This window comes from Lacrimispora amygdalina (assembly GCF_900205965.1).
Lineage (GTDB): Bacteria > Bacillota > Clostridia > Lachnospirales > Lachnospiraceae > Lacrimispora > Lacrimispora amygdalina_A.
This window is the reverse complement of record NZ_OAOF01000001.1, coordinates 177574-203346: the sequence shown is the minus strand read 5'-3', so window position 1 is coordinate 203346 and position 25773 is coordinate 177574. Positions and strand designations below refer to the sequence as shown.

Genomic DNA, 25773 nt, shown 5'->3' with positions numbered 1-25773 from the left:
GATGACAAAAAAACAGCAGTTGTACTATTTATTAGAAGCGTTTAATCGAAGGGAATATGATGTTGCAACATTCTGCAAAACATTTGAAGAAGTATTTTATCCAGATATTCCTTCCGACGAATTGACAGCCGATGAATTAGCGCAATTTGAAGCATTGGCAGAAATTGTTGTTAGGTTTTCTCCGTTTGATGAAGACATCAAAGCATATCCTAAAGTGTATCGCACTAAAGTAGAAGTTGAAAGTGCTATAAAGGCGGCTTTCACAAAGTTAATAAAAAGTTAATAGTCATAGACCCTTAGATACAATATTCAATAAAACAGCCACCTTGGAATAAAACACATGGCGGCTGTTTTAATATAATGCTTTAGAAGTCCAACTGAAATCGTTCATGGAAAATATATTTTTTTAAGAAAGAATGATTCGGTGATGGATTACTCCACTTGCCCTATTTTTCTGATTCAAAACCGTCTAGCAGGATTGTATAAAGATAGCTAATAAAATAATATCAGCTTAGGATTTCGCCATTTTCTGCAACAATCGGATACTCATATCTTCAAGGAAATGCGAACGACTATACAGCTGGGTATGTACATGTTGTTGGTGGTGGTTCAATTGGAATTATGCCAGTTAGTGGTTCAGTTGCATTGGGTATAGTAGAAAATGCAGATACACCCGAAGCATACAGTGGAGGATTTAGGGACATTAGTGCTTCAATGTGAGTTGGTGCAGAATATTGCGATTGTCCAGGGGGATCTTCAGCAACAAGTATTACATTGTCAACGGAAGTTGCGGGGGGAGGAGTAAGACTGGATTACTATTTACTTGTTCATTCCAAAGTGAATGAAAGACCATATTATAATTTATATCAAAAAAAATAAGGAGAAACGGATTTGAAGAGATATATTAGAATTATTAGTTGGATTACAGATATTTATTTTTTTGTATTTTTATGTATACGCCTTCATTATCCTAAAAGCTATCCACCATTAGATAAGTATTTCTTTGTAAATTTTTGTTTATATATAGTTGTGAATATATTAGTGAGTAAATATAAGATTCTGGAACCTCGAGAAGAACATATTATTGAGTATACTCTTAAGATTTTGGCTTTTATAGTACCAATGTTATATGGCACTTTTGTTCTCTGATAGTATCACTGGTTGATGATTATAATGCATATATTTTCAAATTTAAATAAATATAAAAAGATTTAAATACAGAAAGCAACTTCTAAAGTCATTTAAGATAGTTGCTTTCTGTTTAGCGTTACGGAAATTTATTGGCTGACTCTTAGGAGAAAGAAAGGGGGGGTTATTAATATTCCACAATTAGCCTCTCTTTTTTTACTTACAAAAGCTCTTTTTTATATTCCAAATCTTTTTAAATCAAACAATCTATGATAAATTATTGTCAAAGTTATATGCTTTGACAAACTGTTCTGACAGCGAAAAAGTGAGGAGAATGATATGAAAAAAGGAATATTTATAGGTATCGCCGCCATGGCAGCCGCGGCAGCCGCCGTAATTGTATTATCTGGTCCGCTTTATACCAGTTTAGACAAATCTGGGAAAAAGAATGTTCAGGAAGCGGCGGTTGAAGGTATACCAGAGAGTGAAGTAAAAGCAGATGAAAAGCAGGCGGACATTGTTATTATCGGCGCAGGGGGAGCCGGAATGACAGCAGCTGTAGAAGTGGCTCAAAAAGGAGCCACTAATCTTGTTGTATTGGAAAAAATGCCGATTACAGGAGGAAATACTGTCCGTGCCACAGGTGGTTTAAATGCAGCTGAAACACCATATCAGGAAGCAGAGGGAATTGAGGACTCCGTTGAACTGTTTGTGGAAGACACCATGAAAGGCGGCAAAAATTTAAATGATCCAAAGCTTGTTCAGGTGATGGCGGAGCAGTCTGCAGATGCGGTTACGTGGGTCAATGAAATAGGCGGAGATTTATCCGTAGTAGGGCAGTTCGGCGGAGCCAGTGTTAAGAGAATCCACCGTCCGTCCGATACTTCCGCAGTAGGCCCCATGCTTGTAAATGCTCTTAATGCAAAGCTAAAGGAACTGGATGTACCTGTATTTTTAAAGACGGAAGCAGTACATATTTTACTGAGCGAAGAGGGCGCTGTGCAGGGAGTTCAGGCAGTAACAAAGGGAGGCGAGCCTTATACAATCTCCTGTAAGGCTGTGATTTTAGCAACGGGAGGATTTGGAGCCAATTCTGAGATGGTGGTAAAATACAAAAAAGATTTAGAAGGGTTTTGCACCACCAATCACTCCGGTGCAACCGGTGATGGAATTGTTATGGCTGAGGAACTGAAGGCAGGACTTGTGGATATTGAGCAGATCCAAACCCACCCAACTGTTAATCCGGATACAACGACTATGTATACAGAAGGCGTCCGCGGAAACGGAGCAATTTTAGTCAACCGGTCCGGTAAACGTTTTGTCAATGAGCTGGAAACAAGAGATGTGGTTTCAGAGGCCATCTTAAATCAGGAGGGCAAAACCTGTTTCATGGTATTTGACCAGTCTGTACGGGAAAGCTTATCTGCGATTGAAAAGTATATCGGTCAGGGCATTATTACCCAGGCGGATACACCGGAGGAACTGGCAGAAGCCATCGGTGTTGATAAGGATCAGCTGAAAGCAACTCTGGAACAGTATGCAAAGTACCAGGCAGAGGGTAAGGATACAGAATTCGGAAGAGAAAGTATGGAGGTTCCGTTAAGTACGCCGCCTTACTATGCGGGACTGTCTGCACCTGCTGTACATCATACCATGGGCGGAGTGAAGATTGATACATCCACCCAGGTGTTAAAGGAAGATGGAAGTATAATACCAGGACTGTTTGCAGCCGGAGAGGTAGTTGGAGGAGTTCATGGAGCAAATCGGCTGGGAGGAAACGCGGTGACAGATATAGTGGTTTTCGGAAGACTGGCAGGAAGTGCGGCTTATGACTATGTCGCTGCAAACGGCGGTTTCACTGAGAAAACCATGAAGGTCGCAGAAGAGGGAGAAGCAGCACAGCCGGAAGTAAATGGTAACTATAAGGACGGAACCTATACAGGAACAGGTAAAGGAAATAACGGAGACATTACGGTAGAAGTCGTGGTGAAAGACGGAAGTGTGACTGCCATAGAACTAACAGATCATCATGAGACTCCGGGAATCTATGAGGCGGCAGAGAAAGCTGTCACTTCATCCATTATAAGAACACAGAGTACTTCTGTAGATGGGGTGTCAGGTGCGACCAACTCTTCCAGAGGAATCAAAGAGGCGGTCGCGGCTGCTCTTGAAAAGGCAAAATAGATGTAAAATATGATAGCAGTCAAGATAGCGCTGGAACTTTTCCGGCGCTATTTTTCAATGCTTTTTCCATCAGAATCGCAGCGAATGTTATATATTATTACCAAAAAAACGCGTAAAGTGACGATATGATTATGAAAAATATTAAAAACGGCATTGACAAGACGAACAAATAATTGTATATTAAGATAACAGAAACCGTTTTCCGCAGGAGGCAATTTGATGGTATCTATAAATGATGTGGCGAAAAAGGCCGGGGTGGCAAAATCAACAGTATCTAAGGTTTTAAACAAGTATTCCCTGGTGAGCGAAGAAACCAGATTAAAGGTGGAGAAAGTTGTTGAAGAGTTAGGATATGTACCGAACTCAGTTGCCATTTCCCTCTCTAAAAAAGAATTTAACCGGGTAGGGCTGATTGTAGATATCCGACATAACAGTGAGTTTGTCGAGGAAATCAATATGCAGCACCTGACTGGCGCTTTTGAAAAAGCGAAAGAATATCGTATCGAGGTGGTGACATTTTTTAGTTCTCAGTTTGAGGAGATGAATTACAAAGAGCTTACTAATTTTTTGAAATCCCAAAGGATTAATTGTTTGATTATATACAATTTATCCATAGAGAATAAAAACATTTACAAGATTATTGAAAGGCAGGAGTTTTTTTGTGTTTTGGTTGATTCCCCTATCTGCAATGAAAGAACATCATCTGTATCCATCGACCATTTTCAGGCACAGTATGATGTGGCGAAGAAAACCTTTGATGAGAATGACTACATTAATCATGTACTTTATATTGCAGGAGGTGCAGGCGGGTACATAACGAACCAAAGATTAAAGGCTATGACGAGGCTGCAGGAAGAGTATGCTTTTGAACTAATGATACAGTATGGTGACTTTAATGAATATAAAGCAAGAGAGATTACACAAAAGTATGCGTCCGAGATCAATGTGGTTGTATGTGCATCAGACTTAATGGCAATTGGTGCAGTGTTTGCGTTGACGGAGATGGATTTATTCCGCCCTGTATGCGGTTTTGATGGCATTCGATTAATGGGGTACACTCAAATAGCTATGAATACTGTGAAACAGGATTTTAAAAGAAAGTCCAGGCAGGCGTTTGATGAACTCAAGAAATTGCTTGATGGTGAAACCGGCAGACATGTTCTGATACCCTATGAGGTATGTAAAATTAATTATATGGATGTTATTCAGAAATAAGGATAACATCAATATAATTTTTTTTCAGAATTCGGAAACCGTTTTCCGTACCGGCTGCAGTTAATTTTAAGGAATCTATATACGGCAGACAGACTAAAAAAGGAGAAGCTGATATATGAGAGAAGCAGGAATGTTATTGCCTTTATCATCACTGCCATCCGATCATGGAATTGGAGATATGGGCAAGTATGGTTATGAATTAATAGATTTATTGGAAAAAAGCGGATTTCATATATGGCAGATACTGCCGTTAAATCCCGTGGGGTATGGTAATTCGCCCTATCAGCCCTACTCTTCCTTTGCGGGAGATGAGATCTATATCAGTTTGGAAGAGTTGTATTCAGAAGGCTTATTAAAGAAAGAACCGCCCAAATTTATGGAGCACAGTTCCTGTGTGGATTATGAGAAAGTAAGGGCATTCAAAGGGCTTTATTTAAAGAAAGCATTTGAGCACTTTATACCGACAAAAGATTATGAGGATTTTGCCGCCCAGGAATGGGTGTACTTATATGCGGTATTTCTTACCTTAAAGAAGCAGAATCATTTAAGATGCTGGAATGAGTGGCGATTGGAACAAAAGGAATGGATCAAGGATAGGAAGTATGATATCTCTCCTTACAGCAATGAAATCAAGTATGAGATGTTTGTACAATATGAGTTCTATAAACAATGGATGAAATTAAAGGATTATGCCAACAATCATGGGATCAAAATTATGGGAGATATTCCATTCTATGTAGGAATCGATTCATTGGATGTATGGATAAATCAGAAATGTTTCTTACTGGATTCAGATGGAAAGCCTGACTTTATAGCAGGAGTTCCACCGGATTATTTTAGTGAAACAGGACAAAGATGGGGGAATCCCATTTATGACTGGGAGCACTTAAAGGAAACCAACTATAGCTTTTGGATTGACCGTATCGCATATAACAGTAAACTTTTTGATTACATTCGGATTGATCATTTCAGGGCGTTTGATACCTATTGGATGATTCCTTCCACCTGTGATACTGCGATTGAAGGAAATTGGATTGAGGCACCTGGTTATGAAGTTTTTGATTTGATCAAAGAAAAATTTCCACGGCTGGAGATCATTGCAGAAGATTTAGGAAATTTAAGGAAAGAGGTTCATGTATTAAAGGATCACTACCATTTAAAGGGAATGAAAATTGTACAGTTTACTTTTGATCCGATAGAAAATAACAATGATTTTGAAGATGTACGTAATATGGTGATCTATACAGGAAGCCACGATAATCAGACAATTCGCGGATGGTATGCTTCACAGGACAAAGAAACACGGGCTGCAATCAGAAAAGCATTAGAAAAGCTTGGTTATAAGGATCAGACCATTTCAAGGCGTTTTCTTAAAATGACCTTTGACAGTATTGCAGACATTGCCATTGTTCCGATGCAGGATTTGATTGATTTAGGAGACGAAGGAAGAATCAATACACCGGGTACACTGGGTTCTCCTAACTGGGAATGGAAGTTAAAAAGCTTTGACGAGTTCAAACAGGAAATTGACAGCATCAAAGAGATGTTACAAAACAGTAATCGGTATACATGAAAGGTATGGTAGTTAGAATGTTAGAAAAATCATTACAAAATCGATACGGTAAAAAGCTTCAGGAATGCAGTAATGAAGAAATATACTTAGCTCTTTTGGATATGACCAGAAGCATGGCAGATGAAAAGAAAGGGGAAGAGAGTAAGAAGAAGGTTTACTACATATCAGCTGAGTTTTTAATCGGTAAGTTATTATCCAATAACTTAATCAATTTGGGAATTTACGATGAAGTGAGAAAGGAATTGGCTCAAAATGGGAAATCCATTACTGAAATTGAAAATGTAGAACTGGAACCGTCTTTGGGAAATGGCGGTCTGGGAAGATTAGCAGCCTGTTTTCTGGATTCCATTGCAAGTCTTGGATTAAACGGTGATGGTATCGGTTTGAATTACCATTTGGGGTTATTCCGTCAGTTGTTTAAAGAGAATCTGCAAAAAGAAACCACCAATCCATGGATTACCAGAGATAGCTGGTTAACGAAGAGAGACACTTCTTATACGGTTACCTTCAAAGATTTTTCAGTCACTTCAAAGTTATATGATATTGCAGTGACTGGTTATGAAAATCGTACCAATTATCTTCATCTGTTTGATATTGATACAGTGGATGAAACCATTGTAGGAGAAGGAATTACCTTTGACAAAGAGGATATCAGGCGAAATCTCACGCTGTTCTTATACCCGGATGACAGTGATGAGAAGGGGGAATTGCTCAGAATCTACCAACAGTATTTTATGGTAAGCAATGGGGCACAGATGATTATTGAAGAATGTGAAAAGAAAGGAAGTTCATTAAAGGACTTAAATGAATATGCGGTGATTCAGATTAATGATACCCATCCTACAATGATTATTCCTGAACTGATCCGTTTACTGGTACGAAAGGGAATTGACATGGATGAAGCGATTGAGATTGTTTCAAAGACCTGTGCCTATACCAATCATACAATCTTGTCGGAGGCTTTGGAAAAATGGCCTGTTAAACATTTAGAAAAGGTAGTGCCTCATATGCTTACGATTATTAAAGTACTGGATCAAAAGGTCAGAAGTAAATTTGATGATCCGTCCGTATATATCATCGACAAAGAGGACCGTGTGCACATGGCTCACATTGATATCCATTACGGTTTTAGTGTAAACGGAGTTGCTGCCCTGCACACGGAAATTCTGAAACAAAATGAACTGAATAATTTTTATAAAATATATCCTCAGAAATTCAATAACAAAACCAATGGTATTACGTTCAGACGCTGGTTAATGTATTGCAATCATCCATTGACCTCCTATATCAGCGAATTGATTGGTGACAGTTTTAAAAAGGATGCAGACCAACTGGAGAAGTTGTTGGAGTTTAAAGAAGACAGCAAAGTATTAAATACGTTGCTTCAGATAAAAAGTACGAACAAGAAAGTGCTAAAAGAATACTTAATGCAGACACAGGGAATTCAGATTAATGAGAACTCCATCTTTGATATTCAAATCAAGCGCTTACATGAATATAAAAGGCAGCAGATGAATGCACTGTATATTATTTATAAATATCTGGAGATCAAAAAAGGCAATAAGCCGAAAACGCCCATTACGATCATATTTGGTGCGAAAGCAGCTCCTGCTTATATCATAGCAAAAGATATTATCCATCTGATTTTATGCTTGCAGGACGTGATTTCCAAGGATCCGGAAGTGAACTCATATCTAAACGTAGTTATGGTTGAGAACTACAATGTCACATTAGCGGAAAAGCTGATTCCAGCCTGTGACATATCGGAACAGATCTCTCTGGCCTCCAAGGAAGCCAGCGGTACAGGGAATATGAAGTTCATGTTAAATGGAGCGATTACTTTAGGAACATTGGATGGTGCCAATGTGGAAATCGCAGATTTGGTGGGTAAAGATAATATTTATATCTTCGGAAAACCCAGTGAAGAGGTTATTGCCCATTACGATAAGCAGGATTATGTATCAAAAGATTTTTATGAGAAAGATGCTTTAATCCATAAACTGGTTGACTTTATTGTAAGCGATACCCTGATGAAGGTCGGCAGGAAAGAACATCTGGAACGTTTACATCATGAACTTATTTCAAAAGACTGGTTCATGTGTTTACTGGATTTAAGAGATTACATCTCAAAAAAGGAAGAAATCGTTGAAGATTATGAAGACCGGGTTAAATGGTCAAAGATGATGCTGGAAAACATCAGCCGTGCAGGGTATTTCTCCTCCGACAGAACAATCAGGGGGTATAATAAGGACATTTGGAAGTTATAAAATCAAAACTATTTATTAAGGGGAGGTATTTTATGAAGAGAAAATTTTTAGCCTTACTTATGGCCGCTGCAATGGTAGTATCTTCTTCTGCATGCAGCAAGAATGTTCCAGGCAGTGGTACAGCTCAGGAACCTATGAAGTCAGCCACAGCCAAAACGGGAGAAGCAGAGCCTGTAACATTAAAAATTTGGGCTCCTGAAAATCAAATCCAGACAGGAACTCTGGATTCTATGACAAAATCTTTTCAGGCATTACACCCTGAATGGAATATTACATTTAATGTTGAAACACAAGGGGAGGATACTTTAAAAGATGAAATATTAAAAGATGTATCAGCAGCCGGTGACGTCTTCTTCTTTGCAAGTGACCAGTTAAATGAGTTAATCAATGCAGGAGCTATTGCAAGACTTGGCGGAAGCACTGAAGAAATGGTTAAATCCACTATGGGAGAATCTGTTGTAAAAACAGTGACAAAAGACGATGCAATCTATGGTATTCCATTCACTCATAACACCTTCATTATGTATTATGACAAATCATTGTTAAATGCCAAAGACGTAAAATCCGTTGAAGGTATTATGGCGAAAGAAACAGGTGATAAAGTCTACAATTTCTGCTTTGATCCCGCTGGCGGCTGGAAATTAGGTGCCTGGTACTACGGAGCAGGCTTAACGATCTATGGTGAAAGCCAGACCGATTTTGCAGCTGGTGCTAACTGGAATAATTCGACCGGTGTCGCGGTAACAAATTACTTAATCGACTTAATAAATAACCCTAAAACAGCATTTGCAGATGATGTTTCTCTATCCGAATTAACAGCAGATCACAGAATAGGCGCCTGGTTTGACGGTTCTTGGAACTATAATCTTTATAAGGATGCTTTAGGCGATGATTTAGGTTTGGCAGTAATCCCGACTTTCAATCCAGACGGAAAGGATTATCAGTTAAAAGGCTTCTATGGTTCCAAAGCAATTGGTGTTAATTCCCAGTCCCAGAATCCTGCTGTAGCAGTAGCGTTTGCAGCTTATCTCGGGAGTGAGGAGATGCAGTTAGAGCGCTTTGAAAAGAATGGTCAGGTACCTACCAATCTTAAGGCAGGAGAATCCGAAGAATTACAGGAAGATGAATTGGCAAAGGTTATCGTAGACGAAGTAAATACCGCATCTGTTATGCAGCCTACATCCGTAGAATTCACCTCAAAATACTGGTCTAATGCTGTTGGCATTGCAACTGAAATCAAAACTGGTGAGTTAAACAAAGAGAATGTACAGAAAAAGTTAGATACATTTGTAGCTACATTAAAGGTAGAATAAAAATCTATTAACAATAACCACCGATAGTTTATTAGAGAGGATTGGATCATGGTTCGCAGAAAGGAAAAGAAGTCAAATAATAACACATCGATTCGTGATATAGGGGGAATTGCTGCTTTTATTCAAGGAAATTGGATAACAAAATTATCCGCCCTAATATTTGGTTTAGGTAATTTCGTGCATAAACAAATTATTCGCGGCCTGCTTATGCTTTTAATAGAAATTGCTTATATTTATTATATGATCACAGCTGGTTTTAATTCCATTGCAGATTTTATGACATTAGGAACCAGCGTTCAGGCAGAGGTTTTTAATGAATCAAAACAGATTTATGAATATGTACCAGGGGATAATTCCATGTTATGTCTGCTCTATGGTGTTGTAACAATTTTTCTGACTCTTGGTTTTATACTTTTTGCAATGACATCTGTAAGAAGTGCTTATGTAACACAGAAAAAAATAGAATACGGCAAGGCAATCCCCTCCTTCCGGGAAGATTTGGCATCTTTAAAGGAGCAAAACTTACATAAATCTCTTTTGTTTTTACCGGTATCAGGTGTTTTATGTTTCACGATTGTTCCCCTTGTTTTTATGATATTAATTGCGTTTACGAACTACGATAAAAGCCATCAGACGCCGGGAAATCTCTTTGACTGGGTTGGATTTAAAAACTTTTCAGCAATGTTTGCTCAAAACGGCACATTATCCCATACATTCTGGCCGGTATTTAACTGGACGATTATATGGGCAGTATCTGCTACATTTTCCTGTTACATTTTAGGAATGTTGCTGGCAATCTTAATCAATCGTGAAGGTACCAGATATAAAAAATTCTGGAGATTTATCTTTGTCATTTCCGTTGCAGTGCCTCAGTTTGTAACGCTGCTCACCATGAGAACCATCTTCAATACCAACGGCCCGGTGAATGGAATGTTGCGTAATATCGGTATCATTGGACCGACGGAGGCGATCCCGTTTTTTACTGATTCGACACTGGCTAAGATTACAATTATCTGTATTAATGTCTGGATTGGTGTTCCGTTTTCCATGTTAACAACTACAGGTATTTTGCAAAATATTCCTAAAGATTTATATGAGGCTGCAAAGGTGGATGGAGCAAATGCAATTGTCACATTTTTCAAAATAACATTACCTTATATGCTGTTTATTACAACACCATATTTAATAACATCTTTTGTGGGAAATATTAATAATTTTAACGTTATCTTTTTATTATCTGGCGGCGGTCCGGAATCACTGGAATACTATTATGCCGGTAAGACAGATCTGTTGGTGACCTGGTTATATAAATTGACTATTACGAATAAGGATTACAATTTAGGCGCTGTCATTGGCATTATAGTCTTTATAATACTGGCAATATTATCATTATTAACTTATCGTCACACAGGTTCCTATAAAAATGAGGAGGCTTTCCAATAATGAAGAGAGATACAAAATCTTTAAAAAGAAGACAATTCATTCATAATACCTTTGTTCATGTATTATTGGGTATTCTCGGATTTATATGGGTACTGCCTGTTTTCTTTGTTATCCTGACTTCTTTTCGTGCAGAAGGCGGCTCTTATAAAAGTTATATATTGCCAAGAGGATATACGCTGAATAATTATAAGAAATTATTTGATCAGACAGGCAACTTAAATTATGAAAGATGGTTTTTCAACACATTAATCGTAGCAATATGTTCTTGCTTATTATCCGCTTTTTTTGTTTTATGTGTCGCTTATGTAACATCCAGGCTGAGATTTAAAATGCGTAAAATAATGATGAATATTGCTTTGATACTTGGTATGTTTCCGGGTTTCATGTCAATGTATGCTGTTTACTATATATTAAAGGGATTTGGATTTTTAGAGGCAGGTCCTCTGAAATTAGTCGCTCTGGTTATGGTATATTCAGGCAGTTCGGGACTGGGATATTTAGTCATCAAGGGCTTTTTTGATACCATTCCGAAAACCATAGATGAAGCAGCATTTATCGATGGAGCAACGAAGTGGGAGGTGTTTCGTAAAATTACGATTCCTCTATCCAGACCGGTTATTGTTACAACACTTTTAACTTCTTTTATGGGACCTTGGGTGGATTATATTTTTGCCAAGGTAATATTGGGGCAGGACAGACAGTATTACACCATTGCGATCGGATTATGGACGATGTTAGAGAAAGAATTTGTGGAATATTATTATACCCAGTTCTTTGCAGGCTGTGTATTGATCTCGATACCAATTGCATTTATTTTTTTGTTATCACAAAAATACTACGTGGAGGGAGTATCCGGTGCTGTCAAAGGTTAGGTGCGTCCAGAAAAGGCTGACTTGAAAATTATATTTGAACTATTTACTCTTCAACGTTATAATAGAAAAAATATAATTTACGGATGCTTATGTTATATGAGCATAAGGAAAGGGATTAGAATGAAAACGGTCAGAGTGAGAGATGTGGTCATTGGAGAAGGTGTGCCAAAGGTATGCGTGCCTATCGTGGAAACAAAAGTGAATGATGCAGTATTGTCTGCCGGGAACTTAAAAGCCAGGGGTGCCGATGTGGCGGAATGGCGGATTGACTGGCTTGATGATGCACATGATATCAGTAAAGTTGTGGAAGCGGCAGGCTGTATCCGAACAGCCCTTGGGGAGGTTCCTCTTCTTGCAACCTTCAGGACAGCAGGAGAAGGGGGGGAAAAGGAAATCAGTGTGCAGCAGTATATTGATTTATATCTCGCTCTTATACGTTCCGGTTATGTAGACCTGATTGATGTGGAACTGTTTTTTGATGAAGAAGCCTCTAAGATACTTGTGGAAGAAGCTCACAAAGAGGGCGTATGTGTCATCGCTTCCAATCATGATTTTCAGAAAACACCGGAGAAGGAGGAATTGTTTCGCCGTGTGAAACTGATGATTGAGCTGGGCGCAGACATCCCTAAAATTGCGGTGATGCCGCAAAAAGTTGAGGACGTTATGGTACTTCTTATAGCAACTTACGAGATGTCACGTTATATTTCGGACCGCCCCATTATTACCATGTCCATGTCAAAAGAGGGTGTGATCAGCCGGTTCTCCGGTGAGTTTTTTGGATCTGCACTGACCTTTGCTGCAATTGGAAAAGAATCGGCACCGGGGCAGGTTGAAGCTGGAAACTTAAAGAAGATACTTCGTCAGATCCACGATATTATTTCATGATTTTGACGCTTTTGGTTGGATTTGCTTTGTTAAAAAAGGATCTTGACAAATAAAAAGAAACCTCATATACTAAAAACTAACTTCATATACAAGAAAAAGCATTGATAAGAACAAGTAGCAGTACGCAGGACCAGACAGAGAGCAGCCGGTTGATGAGAGGCGCATGGAAAACGGACTGTGAATACATCTTTGAGCTTCGCTCCCAAAGGTTTTAAGACCCGGTAGGCGGCGACGGATTCCTGCACCCGTTATTGTGCTAGAGTATCAGATCAGTACTCGAAGAGATAAGCAGCGTGAGCTGTTTATAAAAAAAGGTGGTAACGCGAGATTTTAACCTCGTCCTTTTAATGGGACGGGGTTTATTTTTTTATGTAAAGGAGAATTGGAATGACAATCTACGAAGAACTGAAGGCCAGAGGGCTGATTGCTCAGGTGACCAATGAAGAAGAGATCAGCAAAATGGTTAATGAAGGAAAGGCAGTATTCTATATTGGATTCGACCCGACAGCAGACAGTCTGCATGTGGGACATTTTATGGCTCTGTGTTTAATGAAACGTCTGCAGGCAGCAGGCAATAAACCTATCGCATTAATCGGCGGAGGAACCGCTATGATTGGCGATCCTTCCGGAAGAAGCGACATGCGTCAGATGATGACAGTGGAAACCATCGCTCATAACTGTGACTGCTTTAAAAAGCAGATGAGCCGTTTTATAGATTTTTCAGAAGGAAAAGCCTTGATGGTAAACAACGCGGACTGGCTGATGGAGTTAAACTATGTTGATTTTCTCCGGGAAATTGGTCCTCATTTCTCTGTAAACCGGATGCTCACTGCAGAGTGCTACAAACAGCGTATGGAAAAAGGGTTAAGCTTCCTGGAATTCAACTACATGATTATGCAGAGCTATGATTTCTACGAGCTGTTTCAGCGCTATGGATGCAATATGCAGTTCGGCGGAGATGACCAGTGGAGCAACATGCTTGGGGGTACCGAGCTGATCCGCAGAAAGCTTGGTAAGGATGCCCATGCCATGACCATCACCCTGCTGTTGAACTCAGAAGGCAAAAAGATGGGAAAGACCCAGTCAGGTGCTGTGTGGCTTGATCCTGAAAAAACTTCTCCGTTCGATTTCTTCCAGTACTGGAGAAATATTGCCGATGCCGATGTATTAAAGTGCCTTCGTATGCTTACTTTCCTCCCGCTAAGCCAGATTGATGAGATGGACAGCTGGGAAGGCAGTCAGTTAAACGAGGCAAAGGAGATACTGGCTTTCGAACTGACCAAGCTCGTGCATGGAGAAGAAGAAGCAGAGAAGGCAAAAAAGAGTGCAAGAGAGCTGTTTACAGGCGGTAATGCAGAAAACATGCCTGTTTGTGAGCTGGCCGAAGCTGACTTTACCGACGGAAGTGTTGATATTTTAACCATTCTCCAGAAATCAGGACTTGCACCATCCCGTTCAGAAGCAAGAAGGAATGTAGAACAGGGCGGTGTTACGGTAGATGGTGATGCCGTGAATGATATAAAAACTTCCTTTACCAGAGAACAGCTGGCTGACGGCGCTGTAGTTCGCCGGGGGAAGAAGAAGTTTGTAAAAGTTATTGCAAAATAAAAATGTCATACTCTCTTTCAATACAGATCAAAAGATGGACGCTTATTGCAGCCATCTTTTGATCTTTTTTTATGCGATTAAAGACATCATAACATCTGATTTTGTTGAGACTTATGGATCTGCTTGAGAATAATGCTGGTATCTGGCTGAACAGCGGTCTAAAGTTTGGTAAATCAGGAGAAGGCTTTGAACGAATCAACATAGCCTGTCCCCGGTCAGTTCTTAAGGAGGCTTTAAGCAGACTGGAGCGGGCTGTAAATACATTGTAAGTATCACTATTGTAAGTACTCGTTGTTGTTACAATTTTTATGCAAAAAACAGGGTTTGAATTCTATTTTGATTCAAACCCTGTTTTTTCGTGTGTCAGGAAGGGAATATTTTGCTTAAAAAGGTATAATAATAGGAAATCCAAAAGATATAAGACGAATAATTATGAATAACAGAGTGATAATAAAGCAAACAGTAGATTTATTTAAATAAAACTTTAATTAAAAGAAAGAAGAAAGAAAATGGAAGTCAAAGAGAGAATCGTGCAAGATAAAGGATTGGATCACACACTTAAGATATTGGAAGAAGGGTATCTCTTTATAAAAAACAGAACTGAACGGTACCACTGCAATATGTTTGAAACTCATATTATGGGAGAAAAAGCGATCTGTTTAAGCGGAGAGGAAGCATGTAAAATTTTTTATAATGAAGAGCTATTTCAGCGAAAAGGTGCAATGCCAATGAGAATTCAAAAAACTCTGTTTGGAGTTAATGCAATTCAAGGAATGGATAAGGAAGCACACACACAGCGAAAGTTATTGTTTATGTCGTTAATGACTGATGTTCATATATCACATTTACAGCTTTAGCCATATATGAACATCCACAATGCAGGGAAAATCTGATTCATAATGATAATAATTATTATGAAATGTTTGTACAGGAAGTACGCCGGTACTATCCATTTACTCCATTTGTAGGAGCAAGAGTTCACAAAGATTTTGTCTGGGATCAGTATGAGTTCAAAAAAGGAGTACTGGTATTACTTGATGTATACGGAATGAACCATGATCCTGTCATATGGGGGGATCCTGATAAATTTCGTCCAGAGCGCTTTCAGGAAGAAAAAGACAGGACATATTGTTTTATTCCTCAAGGCGGCGGGGACCCGGCAAAAGGGCATCGCTGTCCTGGTGAAGGTATTACGATTGAAATTATGAAAGCCGGTTTGAATTTCCTGGTGAACAAAATTGATTTTGTAGTGCCGGAGCAGGACTTAAGCTATAGTCTCTCAAGGATTCCAACTTTGCCTAAAAGTGGATTTATTATGAATCAAATTAAAAAAACAGGATTAGAATAGAGATTTTAATCCTGTTTTTACAACACACCTTTTTGATTTAAGGCCATAACGCTGCTTTTTCCGGCTGCTTTATGGAAAGAGCAAAACGAAGCTTTTCCTCATCGGTAGAAAGCCCTAAAAAATACAGGTATTCCTTATTCAGATTTTCACAAATATGGAGGATAGGTGTGCAGCGGACAGCAGTAGTATCAAGAATAGAATCCAGATGTGCCACGGCGATTCTCACTATATCCGGATCTACAAGCTGATCGTTCTTCATACCATCCAGTATCATCTTTATCTTTTCTGTTGGATAAATATCCTTATAGCTTCTGGTTCCGGTAAGTGCACTTATGATGTCCGCGATGGCAACCAGACGCTCCTCTTTTGATAAGTCCTTTGCTGACAGCCCCTTTGGATAACCGGATCCATTCAGCTTTTCGTGATGTCGAAGAGCAATCCGTGCAACTGCATCGTCAATGCTCCCGCCAAAAATCTCTTCCGTGTAATCAACATGAGTTCTCATGATATTCATTGCCTGTCTGCTTAACCTTCCAGGATACTCAAGTATCTCCACAGGAACTGCGATTTTTCCCAGATCATGGAGCAGAGCGCCGCAGAGAATTACATTTAAGCGGTCCTCCGGAAAGGAAAGAAGCTTACCAAGCTCGTAGCTGATGCTTGTTGTGGTAATGGTATGGGTAACTGTGTGGTGGCTTCTGAAATCAATAATAAAAACCAGCATTTTCAAATAATCAGTAATATCCTCTCCGGAAAGCGGAATTCCGGTGAGAAAATCATTAAACTGGCAGTCTGTTTGCCATTCTTCATCAATAGACTTTTTGAAGGAAAGTTTTTCTGCGTGTTGTATGATATGAGGAGCATAAACGGTTCCCTGCTCCTTTTTTAGGAAAGAAAGCGTTTCTTCCCAGGAACAATTCTGCATTGACATTAAAACATCGATCCTGTCTGCTATATGTATCAGCTGCCCTAAATCCTTCATTAATGGATCCAGCCCGCTCTCTTTTTCCAGAAAATCCCAGTTGGTATGGTGCAGGAGTACTGCAGAAGCTAAATCCCTAAGGGGAGAGAAATAACGGATAAAAAGATATCCATAGAAAGAATGATCCCAGACATCTTTCGTTTCAAACTGAAGCATGCGGGAGATTTCTTCTGTTTTGTAAGCGCCAATATCATGTAGCTGTGCGACAAAACAGATGTTTCTCAGCTCCTGGCTGGTAAACTTACCCGTCTCCTTCAGCATTCGGAAAACAATGTAAGATACATGGGTACCGTGTTCTGTGAGCCTGGGATCTATATAATTGCAAAAACGTCGTATAATGTTAAAAATACTTTCGTTATTAATCGCTTTGGTATACTGTACCTGCATGCATGAGGTTCTCCTTTCGTACACAATTCTGTAACATAGTTTACCATATCTGTTTACATATGGAAAGAAGAGAATAGCGGCTTTTTCGTGTAAAATTTTAAACACAGCTCTGGAAAACGAGTTGTGAATAATAGAGAGCGGTTGTATAATAAAATCGTTGTGTATGATGATGAGAGGTGCTTATGGAGGGAATAGCATGAAGAAAGAAACAACGGGTTACATTCAACTGATTGAAGAAAAATTAATTTACGACAATCCTCTTTCCAGACCGGAAGATGTGGAAAATTTCGTGTTGGAAGGAAAGGCAGCGATAAGCTTTGAAGAGGGGAACATGCGTTTAAAAAATGGTCTGGATCAGGAACTGGGGCAAAAGGCCAATTACGTTTTGTGGTGTCCGGAGGAATTTCCGGAAAATATTAAGATTACCTGGGAATTTAAACCGGTTACTGACCAGGGGCTGTGCATTTTATTATTTGCTGCATCAGGACGAAATGGAGAAGACTTATTTGACTCTGCCCTGGCAGAACGGACTGGGGAATATCCCCAGTATCACAGCGGTGATATCAATGCCTTTCATGTGTCATATTTTCGCAGGAAGGAACCGGATGAAAGAGCGTTTCATACCTGTAATTTAAGAAAAAGCTACGGGTTCCATCTGGTTGCACAGGGCGCGGACCCTCTGCCGGGAGCAGCGGATGCCAACGATTTTTACCGAATGTCCATTCGGAAATATAATAACGAAATCCGTTTTTTAATCAATGATCTTCAGGTATTTGAATTTGAAGACGATGGACATACAATTGGAGAAGTTTTAAATGGAGGCAAAATCGGATTCCGCCAGCTAGCGCCTCTTACTGCGGATTACAGGAATTTAAAGGTGTATGAATTGATTTAGTTTTCAACAATAATAAATGGCATAAATTGATAACTACCGTTTAAAACCGGAGAAATTCATTGTCATTGAGAAGAAAATCAGACAAAAAGTGGATAGAAAATGATTGTTTACATTTACCAGGGCCAGGGATATAATATGCCACATAGGTGTATATCGGATACAGGAAGATAAACGGAACAAAAGCTGCGTTAGTATAAGAATACGCAGCTTTTGCTCTCTTTTTTTATGCCTGTATGCATGATAAAAGAATAACACAGATAAAATGAAAGGTAAGGTGAAAGCATGTTAATGGATTTGGCGGGGAAATGGAAGTTATGGCTGGAAAATCCAGAGGAAGAAATACCGGAAATGGAACGGCCGGAAAAGAAGCCGGTTGGATCGGTTATACTTCCGGGGATTCTGCAGGCCCAGGGATATGGTGACCTGGTTACGGTGGATACGCCGTGGATCAGCGGGCTTCATGATCCTTTCTGGTATGAAAGGGAAGAATATTCGTACGGACAGGATGGGGAGGTAAGTATTCCGTTCCTGTCGCAGCCTCCACGCCATTACATAGGAAGGGCCTGGTATGAGAGAGAATTTACTGTAACAGAGGATACAGGAGATGAATTCTATCTCGTTATTGAATTAACCAGATGGCGCTCTTTTGCATGGGTTGATGAAACGCCGCGGGGCGGGGACTGCTCTTTGTGTACTGCGCATCAGATCAGTCTGGGAAAGCTGAGCGCAGGGCCCCATACATTGACGGTATGCATTGATAACCGGTTCCAGTATCCTTACCGTCCCGATGGACATGGGGTATCGGATGCCCTGGGATCAACATGGAATGGTATGGCTGGAGAAATTGCTGTAATATCTTCCGGTGAAGTTAAGCGGCGTCTGAAAGAAAAAAAACGATATGCAAAGGAACAACCCAGAGTTCTGGAGGTGAGAGAAGGGGTGTTCCATGTGGATGGCCGGCCGGAATATTTTCGCGGGACCCATTTTGGCGGTGATTATCCGTTAACCGGATATCCGGAGACGGACCCGGACTGGTGGGAGAGACGTATGGAAACCTTAAAGGAATGGGGATTTAATTTTCTCAGATGCCATTCATACTGTCCTCCTGAGGCGGCATTTGCAGCAGCCGACCGTGCAGGTGTTTATATTCAGGCAGAATGTGGTATGTGGAATGTATTTGAGGAAGGGATCCCAATGCTTTCTGTGTTAAAAGATGAGACCAGGAGAATTATAAGACAGTTTGGTCATCACCCGTCATTTGTGCTGTTATCTGCTACCAATGAGCCATCTGGGAAATGGTACGGCCCGCTGAAACGCTGGGTGAAAGAAACCCGGGAATACGACCGAAGTCTGGGGTATGAAGGAAGACGGCTTTATACGGCCCAGTCAGGCTGGTTTTACGATACACCTCCCGAAGAGATAACAGGAACCGATTATATTTATTTTCATCGCTCCGCTTATGGTCCGATTCTGGGAGGAAACATTCGTGGGCCGGAAGGCTGGCGGGGGAAGGATTACCGGGCTTCCTTAAAGGGGACGAGGCTTCCAGTCATTTGCCATGAGATGGGGCAATGGTGTTCTTATCCGGATTTTTCAGTCATGGAGAAATTTACCGGATATTTAAAACCGGGTAATTATAACGTATTCCAGGGAAGTGCCAGAGCACACGGCGTGCTTCAAAAGAACCGCGAATTTGCCTGGTGTTCCGGTAAAAACCAGGTGTTGATGTATAAGGAAGATATAGAAGCTAATTTCAGGACTCCTCATCTTTATGGATTTGAAATGTTGGACCTACATGATTATCTGGGACAGGGAACTGCCCTTGTAGGGGTGCTGGATCCATTCTGGGAAAGTAAGGGCTATGTAAAGCCGGAAGAATTCCGGGAATTTTGTGGAGAAACCGTACTTCTGGCCAGGATGCCTTCCTATGTTTATCAGACAGCAGACCAGGTTAATATTCCGGTTGAAGTATGTCATTTTGGGAAAGAGCCCATTAAAAGCTGGGATGTCAAATGGAGCATTGAGACAGAAGAAAATGGCTTAAAAACTGTGATTTTTAAGGGAGTGTGGAAGGATTGTTTTATCCCCGCAGCAAAGAATACGCAGATCGGGGAAATCAAACCTGATTTTACGGTAATAAAAGAAAGTAAAAAGCTCACTCTGACTGTGGAAATGGGAAAGGTAAGAAATCACTGGGATTTTTTTGTATACGAGAAAAGCAGTGATTGTTCTGATATGGAAAAAAGCAGTGAGGTTGTGTACACCAGAGACTGGCAGGAGGCGAAAAGAGAACTGGGGCGGGGGAAACGGGTGGTTTATTCTCCCTATCTGTCTGAGCTTGACTTTGACTGCCCTCCTTGTTCCATGAGATCAGTATTCTGGAACAGCCAGATGGGACCGGGCTGGACAAGAAGCCTGGGACTGGTAATACAGAGCGATCATCCCCTGTTTCAAAATTTCCCAACAGAGGAATACGGAGGCTGGCAGTGGGAGGAGATACAGGAACAGGCAAGAGGCTTTCTTCTTGATGAAATGCCAGAAGGACTGACTCCCATCGTTTCAGTGATTGATGACTGGAACAGGAATCTGCCTCTGGGCTTGATTTTTGAAGGAAGAGTAAACGAAGGAAGGCTTCTTATTGTCTTGGCATGTCTGGAAGGGGAATTTAAAAAGCGGCCGGCAGCCTGGAGTTTAAAGAAGGCTCTTCTTACCTATGCAGCTTCAGAATCATTCTGCCCGGAAACAGAGCTTAAGCCGGAATGGATTGAGAATCACCTTTTTCCAAATAACAGAATGAAGCAGTTGAATGCCAGTTACAAGGCAGAGCCAGAGGCAGCGGTAATAAATTTCACAGCTCTTGAAGATGAAAATCCAAACCACTCTGTGTGGATAGAAAAAGATAATTATCCGATTTCTGTGGAAATTTCTTTCAGTGAGAGCATTCTGGTATCGGGATTAATTGTTGTACCGGATCAAAAGGATCGAATGCATCAGGGCTGTATAAAAGACTACGAGGTTCTTGTGCGGCAGGGAGAGAACTGGGAGGAAGCAGCCAGAGGGCAGTTTGCATCATCCTTTATGTCTCAGAAAGCCTGGTTTAATAAAGAATATAATACAGAAGCGGTTAGATTTACAGCGCTTTCCGGTTACGCTATGGGGGAACGGCCGGTATGGGAAGAGCGGTCTGATGGCTGGCACTGTATAAAAAAACAGGGAACACCCGCCATACAGATAGCCGGATTACATATTATCTGTGATAAAAAGGTAGAAGGAAATGACACGCTTTTCTGGAAACAGTTTCTAAAGAGCAAGACGAAAGAAATTGACAATTAAGGAATGGGGAATATGCGGATTAAAAAAATTATTAGCTCATTAACCTATGAAAAGCAGATATTTGTGAAACTGCTGGGGCTGGTGACGATACCGCTCATTGTTATGGGGATTATATCGTGCAATATCTATATCAGGGGAGAGACTTCAAAAAAACAGATGGCATTAAACTCTTATAGTGATGAAGTTTCGCGGGAATACAAAAATATTTTGTCCACTTTAAAAGAATATTACATTGAAGCAGTCAGCAAAGATGACATACACTGGCTGGAACGTCAGGAAGAGCCTCCGTTTTCTAAATACAGCAATTTAAAACAGGCCCAGAGGATTTTAGAAGGCAATTACTTTATGAGAAGATATATTGCTGACTATGAGTTCATTAATGTAAAATATGGCTGGGTGTTTAATAATTATGGAATGTTTTCGTTTGATAAAATGAAGAACCGGGTAGAGACAGAACATTTTTTAAAAGAACAGGAAAATATGCTGTTGTCGGTGTACTGGCTGAACCGGTCCGGGGCTCTTAGTCCGATGGATGGTAGTATGCGGATCACGGATACGGTGGATTCCTCCGGCCTTCGCCTTGTCATAAAAAAAGAACAGGGAATAAGTGGATTATCCTGGCTTCTTACCATTAAGATTGATAAAAACCAGCTGAATGAAATGGCTAAGTCCTATAAAATGATGGGGTACGATGTTTCAATAATCGGAAGCGGGGAAGTGCTTCTGGAAACCAATCCTGCAATGACGAATGTGTATCGAAACAGCGGGAGAGAAAGTTCCGGAGTCTATAAGAGTGAAAACGGTGATAAATATCATATAAATGTACGGACTGATGAGATAAGCGGACTCAACTATCTGGTGGGTTATAATACAGCCAACGTAAAAAAAGATGCCTTCGTATTTATTTTTGCCTCTTTTGCAGTTCTGGCGGGTTTTGCTCTTATCCTTTTTTTCATTCAGCTTACTGCGGTTACATTTGCCATGCCTCTTAAAAGGCTGGAAAAATATGTGGATGACCAGGATCGTCAGATTAAAAAGCTGTTGGTCTCCAATTTGATTGAGGGGGAGCTGAATGAGAAAAATATTGAGGAAGCATTAAAAAAATCGGAAATCATGCCCCTGTTTGCATACCGGATGATTGCAATGATCTGTAAAAGCGTTCCATACGAGGAGGAAAAAGGAAAGGAAAAATATACTGAAATTCTTTCTGCGCTTCCGAAGGCATTGGAAAACGATATTTTTATCACTCCTGTATATTACCGGGATAAGCTGATATTCATAACCGGGGCACAAAACGATGTGGATGTGGATTCGAAAACAGCTGTGCTTTATAAGGGGCTGAAAGATTATATTGCAGAATCTTATGGACTTGTCATTGCATCGGGCATCAGCCAGCCATTTCACAGACTCCATCATGTTAGGCGTGCATACAGTGAATGTGCAGAGGCACTGTATAATAAATCAAATAAAGCGGACATGAATACTTCCACTCTGGTCCTGTTTGATGATTATTTAATGAAGAGCCAGGTGGGAAATGTTTACGATATGATTATGGAAAATGAATTGATCCAGTCAATTACAAGCTGCAAGGAAGAAGAGGCCAAATGCCTGCTGAATGTGATCATTGACCGAATGGAAGTTAAAAATGTGGTGGGGATCGAACGTAATTTCTATTTGACAAGGCTGCTTACCGCTATGCTGAATATACCGTCATCTGCCAATATTTCGTTATCCGATGTATTTGACAGCGAACAGTATAATATACTCAGTTCCATCACTCAGATCTATGATAAGAAAAAAGTTATTTCTGCAGTAAATGATCAGATTATTAAACCAATTATCTCCAGGCTGATCAAAAAGGGGCAGGAGGGCGAGGAGTCCGAAATAGTCCGGCATGCAGTTGATCTGATTAAAGACAGCAAAGGAAATTTAAGCCTCAATGATTGTGCAGAAAAGCTGTCCTATCACCCCAATTATTTAAGCAAGGTTATTAAACGGGAATTAGGAATTACGTTTACCGATATGGCAACGGAAGAGAAACTGAAGCAGGCAAAATATATGCTTTTGACAACAGAATACTCCGTGGCTGAGATTTCTGAAAAACTGACCTATAATAATGTACAAAACTTTATCCGCTTTTTTAAAAATAATGTGGGATTTACCCCCGCGGCATTTCGCAGGGAACACCGTAAGTGATGGAAGAAATTGATAATTTTCCTTTTATAGCCCCATAAAACCGTTTCATAATGCGGGATATGGGGCTTTTTTTCTGTTTGAAACCGGTTATAAAATGATTATTTACAAATACGGGTTACAGGATATAAAATGTGCTCACACAGCGGTGCCGCAAACTACGAAAACCAGACATAATCACCAAAATCAGGTAGATTTATGAAAAGGGGAAATTGAAAAGGAGAGCATATGGAAAAGATGCAAAGCAATGCAAAGCCCAGAGCGGGTACATGGAGACATGAACTTTCCGTACATAAGTGGCTGTATATCATGATTATACCAGGTGTGATTTATATGCTGGTATTCCGGTATCTTCCCATGGGCGGATTAATTATGGCATTTCAGGATTTCAGCCCTTATAACGGCGATTCCATGATGGGTGCGTTTATTAAGAGTCCGTTTGTAGGATTGGATATATTTAAAAAGTTTTTTACAGGTCCGGATTTTTACAGGGTTCTTAAAAATACTCTGTCTATTTCATTTGCCAGTTTAATCTTTTACTTTCCAGCTCCGATTATACTGGCACTATTCCTAAATGAGATTAAGAATGTAGCTTTTAAGCGTGTAACACAGACAATGGTGTATATTCCCCATTTTATTTCCATGGTAATTGTGGCAGCATTGACTTCCCAGCTTTTTAGTACGACAGATGGTCTGGTTTATCATGGTCTGGTCCAGATGTTCGGCAGAGCCAATGCACCGGATATCATGTCGGATCCGGGGCTGTTTGTCCATATGATTGTGGGGCAGAGTATGTGGAAGGAAACCGGATATGGCACCATTATTTTTCTTGCAGCACTTTCCGGAGTTGATGTCCAGCTTTATGAAGCAGCAGAGGTTGATGGTGCCAACCGATGGCACAAGATGTGGCATATTACATTGCCTGCGATCCGGTCTACGATTGTTATTATGCTGATCTTAAAAGTCGGAACAATTTTAAATACCAGCTATGAACAGATCTTTCTGATGCAAAATTCCATGAACCGGTCCGTTTCCGATGTTTTTGATACCTACATCTATACGAAAGGGGTCGTAAACGGGAATTATTCCATGGCAACGGCAGCAGGTATGTTTAAATCCATCGTCAGTATGATTATGGTTTTAGGAGCAAATAAGCTGGCGAAAGCGTTTGGAGAGTCCGGATTCTATTAAAAAGGAGAATGAAGCAATGACAAAAACAAAGCATTTGAAAGTAAAAAGAAGTCCGGGTGATGAACTGGTTCAGTGTCTCATCTACCTTTTTATAGGAATATTTGCATTAATTACTCTTCTTCCATTTGTTTATATTGTTGCAGGTTCTTTTGCAACTGAAAGGGAACTGACAGAGCGCGCTTTCTTTCTGTTTCCTCATACCATATCCTTTAATGCGTACCAGTATATTTTTAAAACAGGTGATGTGGTAAAAGGGTTGTTAAATTCTCTGTTTGTGACAATTGTTGGTGTTTTAATTAATATGACTCTTTCCTGCACACTGGCCTATCCTTTGTCCAGAACGTATTTCAAAGGACGGATTTTCTTTACCAATATGGTTATTATCACCATGCTGTTTTCAGGTGGTATGGTTCCCGCCTACATGCTGGTTTCCAATGTATTACATTTAAAGAATACATATTGGTCATTATGGCTTCCGGGGGCAGTCAATGCATTCAATATGATAATTATTAAAAATTATTTTCAGGGACTTCCCGCAGAATTAGAGGAAGCGGCCAGAATGGATGGCGGTAATGATGCACAGATATTTATAAAAATTATACTTCCCCTTTCCAAACCGGTCATTGCAAGTGTATCCCTCTTTTATGCAGTTTCTCACTGGAATTCTTACTTTGATGCAATGATGTATATTTCTGATAAAAACAAAGAAGTAATTCAGATTGTATTAAGACGAATTATATTTCTCACGTCTTCCGTTGCAACGGAAGGTGGATTTGACTGGGGGCTGTTTGGTATGCCTCCTGAGAAGGCGGTTAAAATGGCCACAACTGTGGTTGCCACTGTTCCGATCTTAGTGGTATATCCATTTATACAGAAGTACTTTACCCAGGGTGTTATGGTAGGCTCAGTAAAAGGCTGAGTCCCCAAATTATTATATGTAAAAGGAGAGGTTTAAG

The 25773-nt window shown here is 40.1% G+C and carries 19 protein-coding genes and 1 other annotated feature; of the genes, 18 read left to right on the top strand and 1 reads right to left on the bottom strand.

All coding sequences use genetic code 11. From position 1 onward, the window contains the following. Position 1 precedes the first annotated feature (1 nt). From CRO04_RS00945 to CRO04_RS27095, 13 genes are all read left to right on the top strand, one after another. Complete coding sequence (locus tag CRO04_RS00945) at positions 2-283, top strand: magnesium and cobalt transport protein CorA (RefSeq protein WP_097002361.1); 282 nt, start codon at positions 2-4, stop codon at positions 281-283. A 1184-nt stretch (positions 284-1467) separates the two neighbouring features. Continuing rightward, on the top strand, positions 1468-3312 hold the full coding sequence (locus CRO04_RS00935) for a flavocytochrome c (protein WP_097002359.1): 1845 nt from the start codon (positions 1468-1470) through the stop codon (positions 3310-3312). Between the two features lie 219 nt (positions 3313-3531). Continuing rightward, the gene (locus tag CRO04_RS00930) at positions 3532-4527 is read left to right on the top strand and encodes a LacI family DNA-binding transcriptional regulator (protein WP_097002358.1); all 996 of its coding nucleotides are present in this window, start codon (positions 3532-3534) and stop codon (positions 4525-4527) included. Positions 4528-4642: 115 nt separating this feature from the next. Continuing rightward, a complete protein-coding gene (gene malQ / locus CRO04_RS00925) occupies positions 4643-6100 on the top strand; it encodes a 4-alpha-glucanotransferase (protein WP_097002357.1) in 1458 nt (485 codons plus the stop codon). 17 nt (positions 6101-6117) lie between these two features. Next, the gene (locus CRO04_RS00920) at positions 6118-8367 is read left to right on the top strand and encodes a glycogen/starch/alpha-glucan phosphorylase (protein WP_097002705.1); all 2250 of its coding nucleotides are present in this window, start codon (positions 6118-6120) and stop codon (positions 8365-8367) included. Positions 8368-8399: 32 nt separating this feature from the next. After that, a complete protein-coding gene (locus CRO04_RS00915; RefSeq protein WP_097002356.1) occupies positions 8400-9680 on the top strand; it encodes an extracellular solute-binding protein in 1281 nt (426 codons plus the stop codon). A 48-nt stretch (positions 9681-9728) separates the two neighbouring features. Next, a complete protein-coding gene (locus CRO04_RS00910) occupies positions 9729-11123 on the top strand; it encodes a carbohydrate ABC transporter permease (protein ID WP_097002355.1) in 1395 nt (464 codons plus the stop codon). After that, positions 11123-11995, top strand: coding sequence for a sugar ABC transporter permease (locus tag CRO04_RS00905; RefSeq protein WP_097002354.1), 873 nt, complete (start codon positions 11123-11125; stop codon positions 11993-11995). The genes CRO04_RS00910 and CRO04_RS00905 overlap by 1 nt, the downstream gene beginning before the upstream one ends. A gap of 120 nt (positions 11996-12115) precedes the next feature. Next, positions 12116-12880, top strand: a complete 765-nt coding sequence (gene aroD / locus CRO04_RS00900; protein ID WP_097002353.1) for a type I 3-dehydroquinate dehydratase — start codon at positions 12116-12118, stop codon at positions 12878-12880. Between the two features lie 92 nt (positions 12881-12972). Then, positions 12973-13227, top strand: a binding site (T-box leader). Between the two features lie 40 nt (positions 13228-13267). Next, entirely contained in the window at positions 13268-14488 is a 1221-nt protein-coding gene (gene tyrS, locus CRO04_RS00895; protein WP_097002352.1) for a tyrosine--tRNA ligase, read from the top strand. A 113-nt stretch (positions 14489-14601) separates the two neighbouring features. Continuing rightward, positions 14602-14757, top strand: a complete 156-nt coding sequence (locus CRO04_RS26050) for a hypothetical protein (RefSeq protein ID WP_166432431.1) — start codon at positions 14602-14604, stop codon at positions 14755-14757. A gap of 240 nt (positions 14758-14997) precedes the next feature. Further along, positions 14998-15345, top strand: coding sequence for a hypothetical protein (locus tag CRO04_RS27100; protein ID WP_330400745.1), 348 nt, complete (start codon positions 14998-15000; stop codon positions 15343-15345). 62 nt (positions 15346-15407) lie between these two features. Beyond that, the gene (locus CRO04_RS27095; protein ID WP_330400744.1) at positions 15408-15836 is read left to right on the top strand and encodes a cytochrome P450; all 429 of its coding nucleotides are present in this window, start codon (positions 15408-15410) and stop codon (positions 15834-15836) included. A 37-nt stretch (positions 15837-15873) separates the two neighbouring features. Here the strand turns inward: CRO04_RS27095 and CRO04_RS00885 are convergent, their stop codons facing one another. Continuing rightward, positions 15874-17205 (bottom strand): HD-GYP domain-containing protein, encoded by a 1332-nt coding sequence (locus tag CRO04_RS00885; RefSeq protein ID WP_097002351.1) that lies wholly within the window; start codon positions 17203-17205, stop codon positions 15874-15876. 196 nt (positions 17206-17401) lie between these two features. On the opposite strand from CRO04_RS00885, the gene CRO04_RS00880 reads away from it, so the two are divergent. The 5 genes from CRO04_RS00880 (at position 17402) to CRO04_RS00860 (ending at position 25736) form a co-directional block, all read left to right on the top strand. Further along, positions 17402-18100 (top strand): DUF1961 family protein, encoded by a 699-nt coding sequence (locus tag CRO04_RS00880; RefSeq protein WP_242974299.1) that lies wholly within the window; start codon positions 17402-17404, stop codon positions 18098-18100. A gap of 282 nt (positions 18101-18382) precedes the next feature. Beyond that, positions 18383-21433: a glycoside hydrolase family 2 TIM barrel-domain containing protein gene (locus tag CRO04_RS00875; protein WP_097002349.1), complete on the top strand. Its 3051-nt coding sequence runs from the start codon at positions 18383-18385 to the stop codon at positions 21431-21433. 12 nt (positions 21434-21445) lie between these two features. Then, positions 21446-23629: an AraC family transcriptional regulator gene (locus CRO04_RS00870; RefSeq protein ID WP_166432443.1), complete on the top strand. Its 2184-nt coding sequence runs from the start codon at positions 21446-21448 to the stop codon at positions 23627-23629. A 225-nt stretch (positions 23630-23854) separates the two neighbouring features. After that, positions 23855-24817, top strand: a complete 963-nt coding sequence (locus CRO04_RS00865; protein WP_097002347.1) for an ABC transporter permease — start codon at positions 23855-23857, stop codon at positions 24815-24817. A gap of 16 nt (positions 24818-24833) precedes the next feature. After that, a complete protein-coding gene (locus CRO04_RS00860; protein WP_097002346.1) occupies positions 24834-25736 on the top strand; it encodes a carbohydrate ABC transporter permease in 903 nt (300 codons plus the stop codon). The last annotated feature ends 37 nt before the right edge of the window (positions 25737-25773 follow it).

What these genes read in the sequence shown, in the direction of transcription:
- CRO04_RS26050 (WP_166432431.1), top strand. Translation starts at nt 14,602, where the DNA reads ATGGATCTGCTTGAGAATAATGCTGGTATCTGGCTGAACAGCGGTCTA.
- CRO04_RS27100 (WP_330400745.1), top strand. Translation starts at nt 14,998, where the DNA reads ATGGAAGTCAAAGAGAGAATCGTGCAAGATAAAGGATTGGATCACACA.
- CRO04_RS00875 (WP_097002349.1), top strand. Translation starts at nt 18,383, where the DNA reads ATGTTAATGGATTTGGCGGGGAAATGGAAGTTATGGCTGGAAAATCCA.
- CRO04_RS00930 (WP_097002358.1), top strand. Translation starts at nt 3,532, where the DNA reads ATGGTATCTATAAATGATGTGGCGAAAAAGGCCGGGGTGGCAAAATCA.
- CRO04_RS00870 (WP_166432443.1), top strand. Translation starts at nt 21,446, where the DNA reads ATGCGGATTAAAAAAATTATTAGCTCATTAACCTATGAAAAGCAGATA.
- CRO04_RS00945 (WP_097002361.1), top strand. Translation starts at nt 2, where the DNA reads ATGACAAAAAAACAGCAGTTGTACTATTTATTAGAAGCGTTTAATCGA.
- CRO04_RS00910 (WP_097002355.1), top strand. Translation starts at nt 9,729, where the DNA reads ATGGTTCGCAGAAAGGAAAAGAAGTCAAATAATAACACATCGATTCGT.
- malQ (WP_097002357.1), top strand. Translation starts at nt 4,643, where the DNA reads ATGAGAGAAGCAGGAATGTTATTGCCTTTATCATCACTGCCATCCGAT.
- CRO04_RS27095 (WP_330400744.1), top strand. Translation starts at nt 15,408, where the DNA reads ATGTTTGTACAGGAAGTACGCCGGTACTATCCATTTACTCCATTTGTA.
- CRO04_RS00885 (WP_097002351.1), bottom strand. Translation starts at nt 17,205, where the DNA reads ATGCAGGTACAGTATACCAAAGCGATTAATAACGAAAGTATTTTTAAC.
- CRO04_RS00905 (WP_097002354.1), top strand. Translation starts at nt 11,123, where the DNA reads ATGAAGAGAGATACAAAATCTTTAAAAAGAAGACAATTCATTCATAAT.
- CRO04_RS00920 (WP_097002705.1), top strand. Translation starts at nt 6,118, where the DNA reads ATGTTAGAAAAATCATTACAAAATCGATACGGTAAAAAGCTTCAGGAA.
- CRO04_RS00865 (WP_097002347.1), top strand. Translation starts at nt 23,855, where the DNA reads ATGGAAAAGATGCAAAGCAATGCAAAGCCCAGAGCGGGTACATGGAGA.
- tyrS (WP_097002352.1), top strand. Translation starts at nt 13,268, where the DNA reads ATGACAATCTACGAAGAACTGAAGGCCAGAGGGCTGATTGCTCAGGTG.
- aroD (WP_097002353.1), top strand. Translation starts at nt 12,116, where the DNA reads ATGAAAACGGTCAGAGTGAGAGATGTGGTCATTGGAGAAGGTGTGCCA.
- CRO04_RS00880 (WP_242974299.1), top strand. Translation starts at nt 17,402, where the DNA reads ATGAAGAAAGAAACAACGGGTTACATTCAACTGATTGAAGAAAAATTA.
- CRO04_RS00915 (WP_097002356.1), top strand. Translation starts at nt 8,400, where the DNA reads ATGAAGAGAAAATTTTTAGCCTTACTTATGGCCGCTGCAATGGTAGTA.
- CRO04_RS00935 (WP_097002359.1), top strand. Translation starts at nt 1,468, where the DNA reads ATGAAAAAAGGAATATTTATAGGTATCGCCGCCATGGCAGCCGCGGCA.
- CRO04_RS00860 (WP_097002346.1), top strand. Translation starts at nt 24,834, where the DNA reads ATGACAAAAACAAAGCATTTGAAAGTAAAAAGAAGTCCGGGTGATGAA.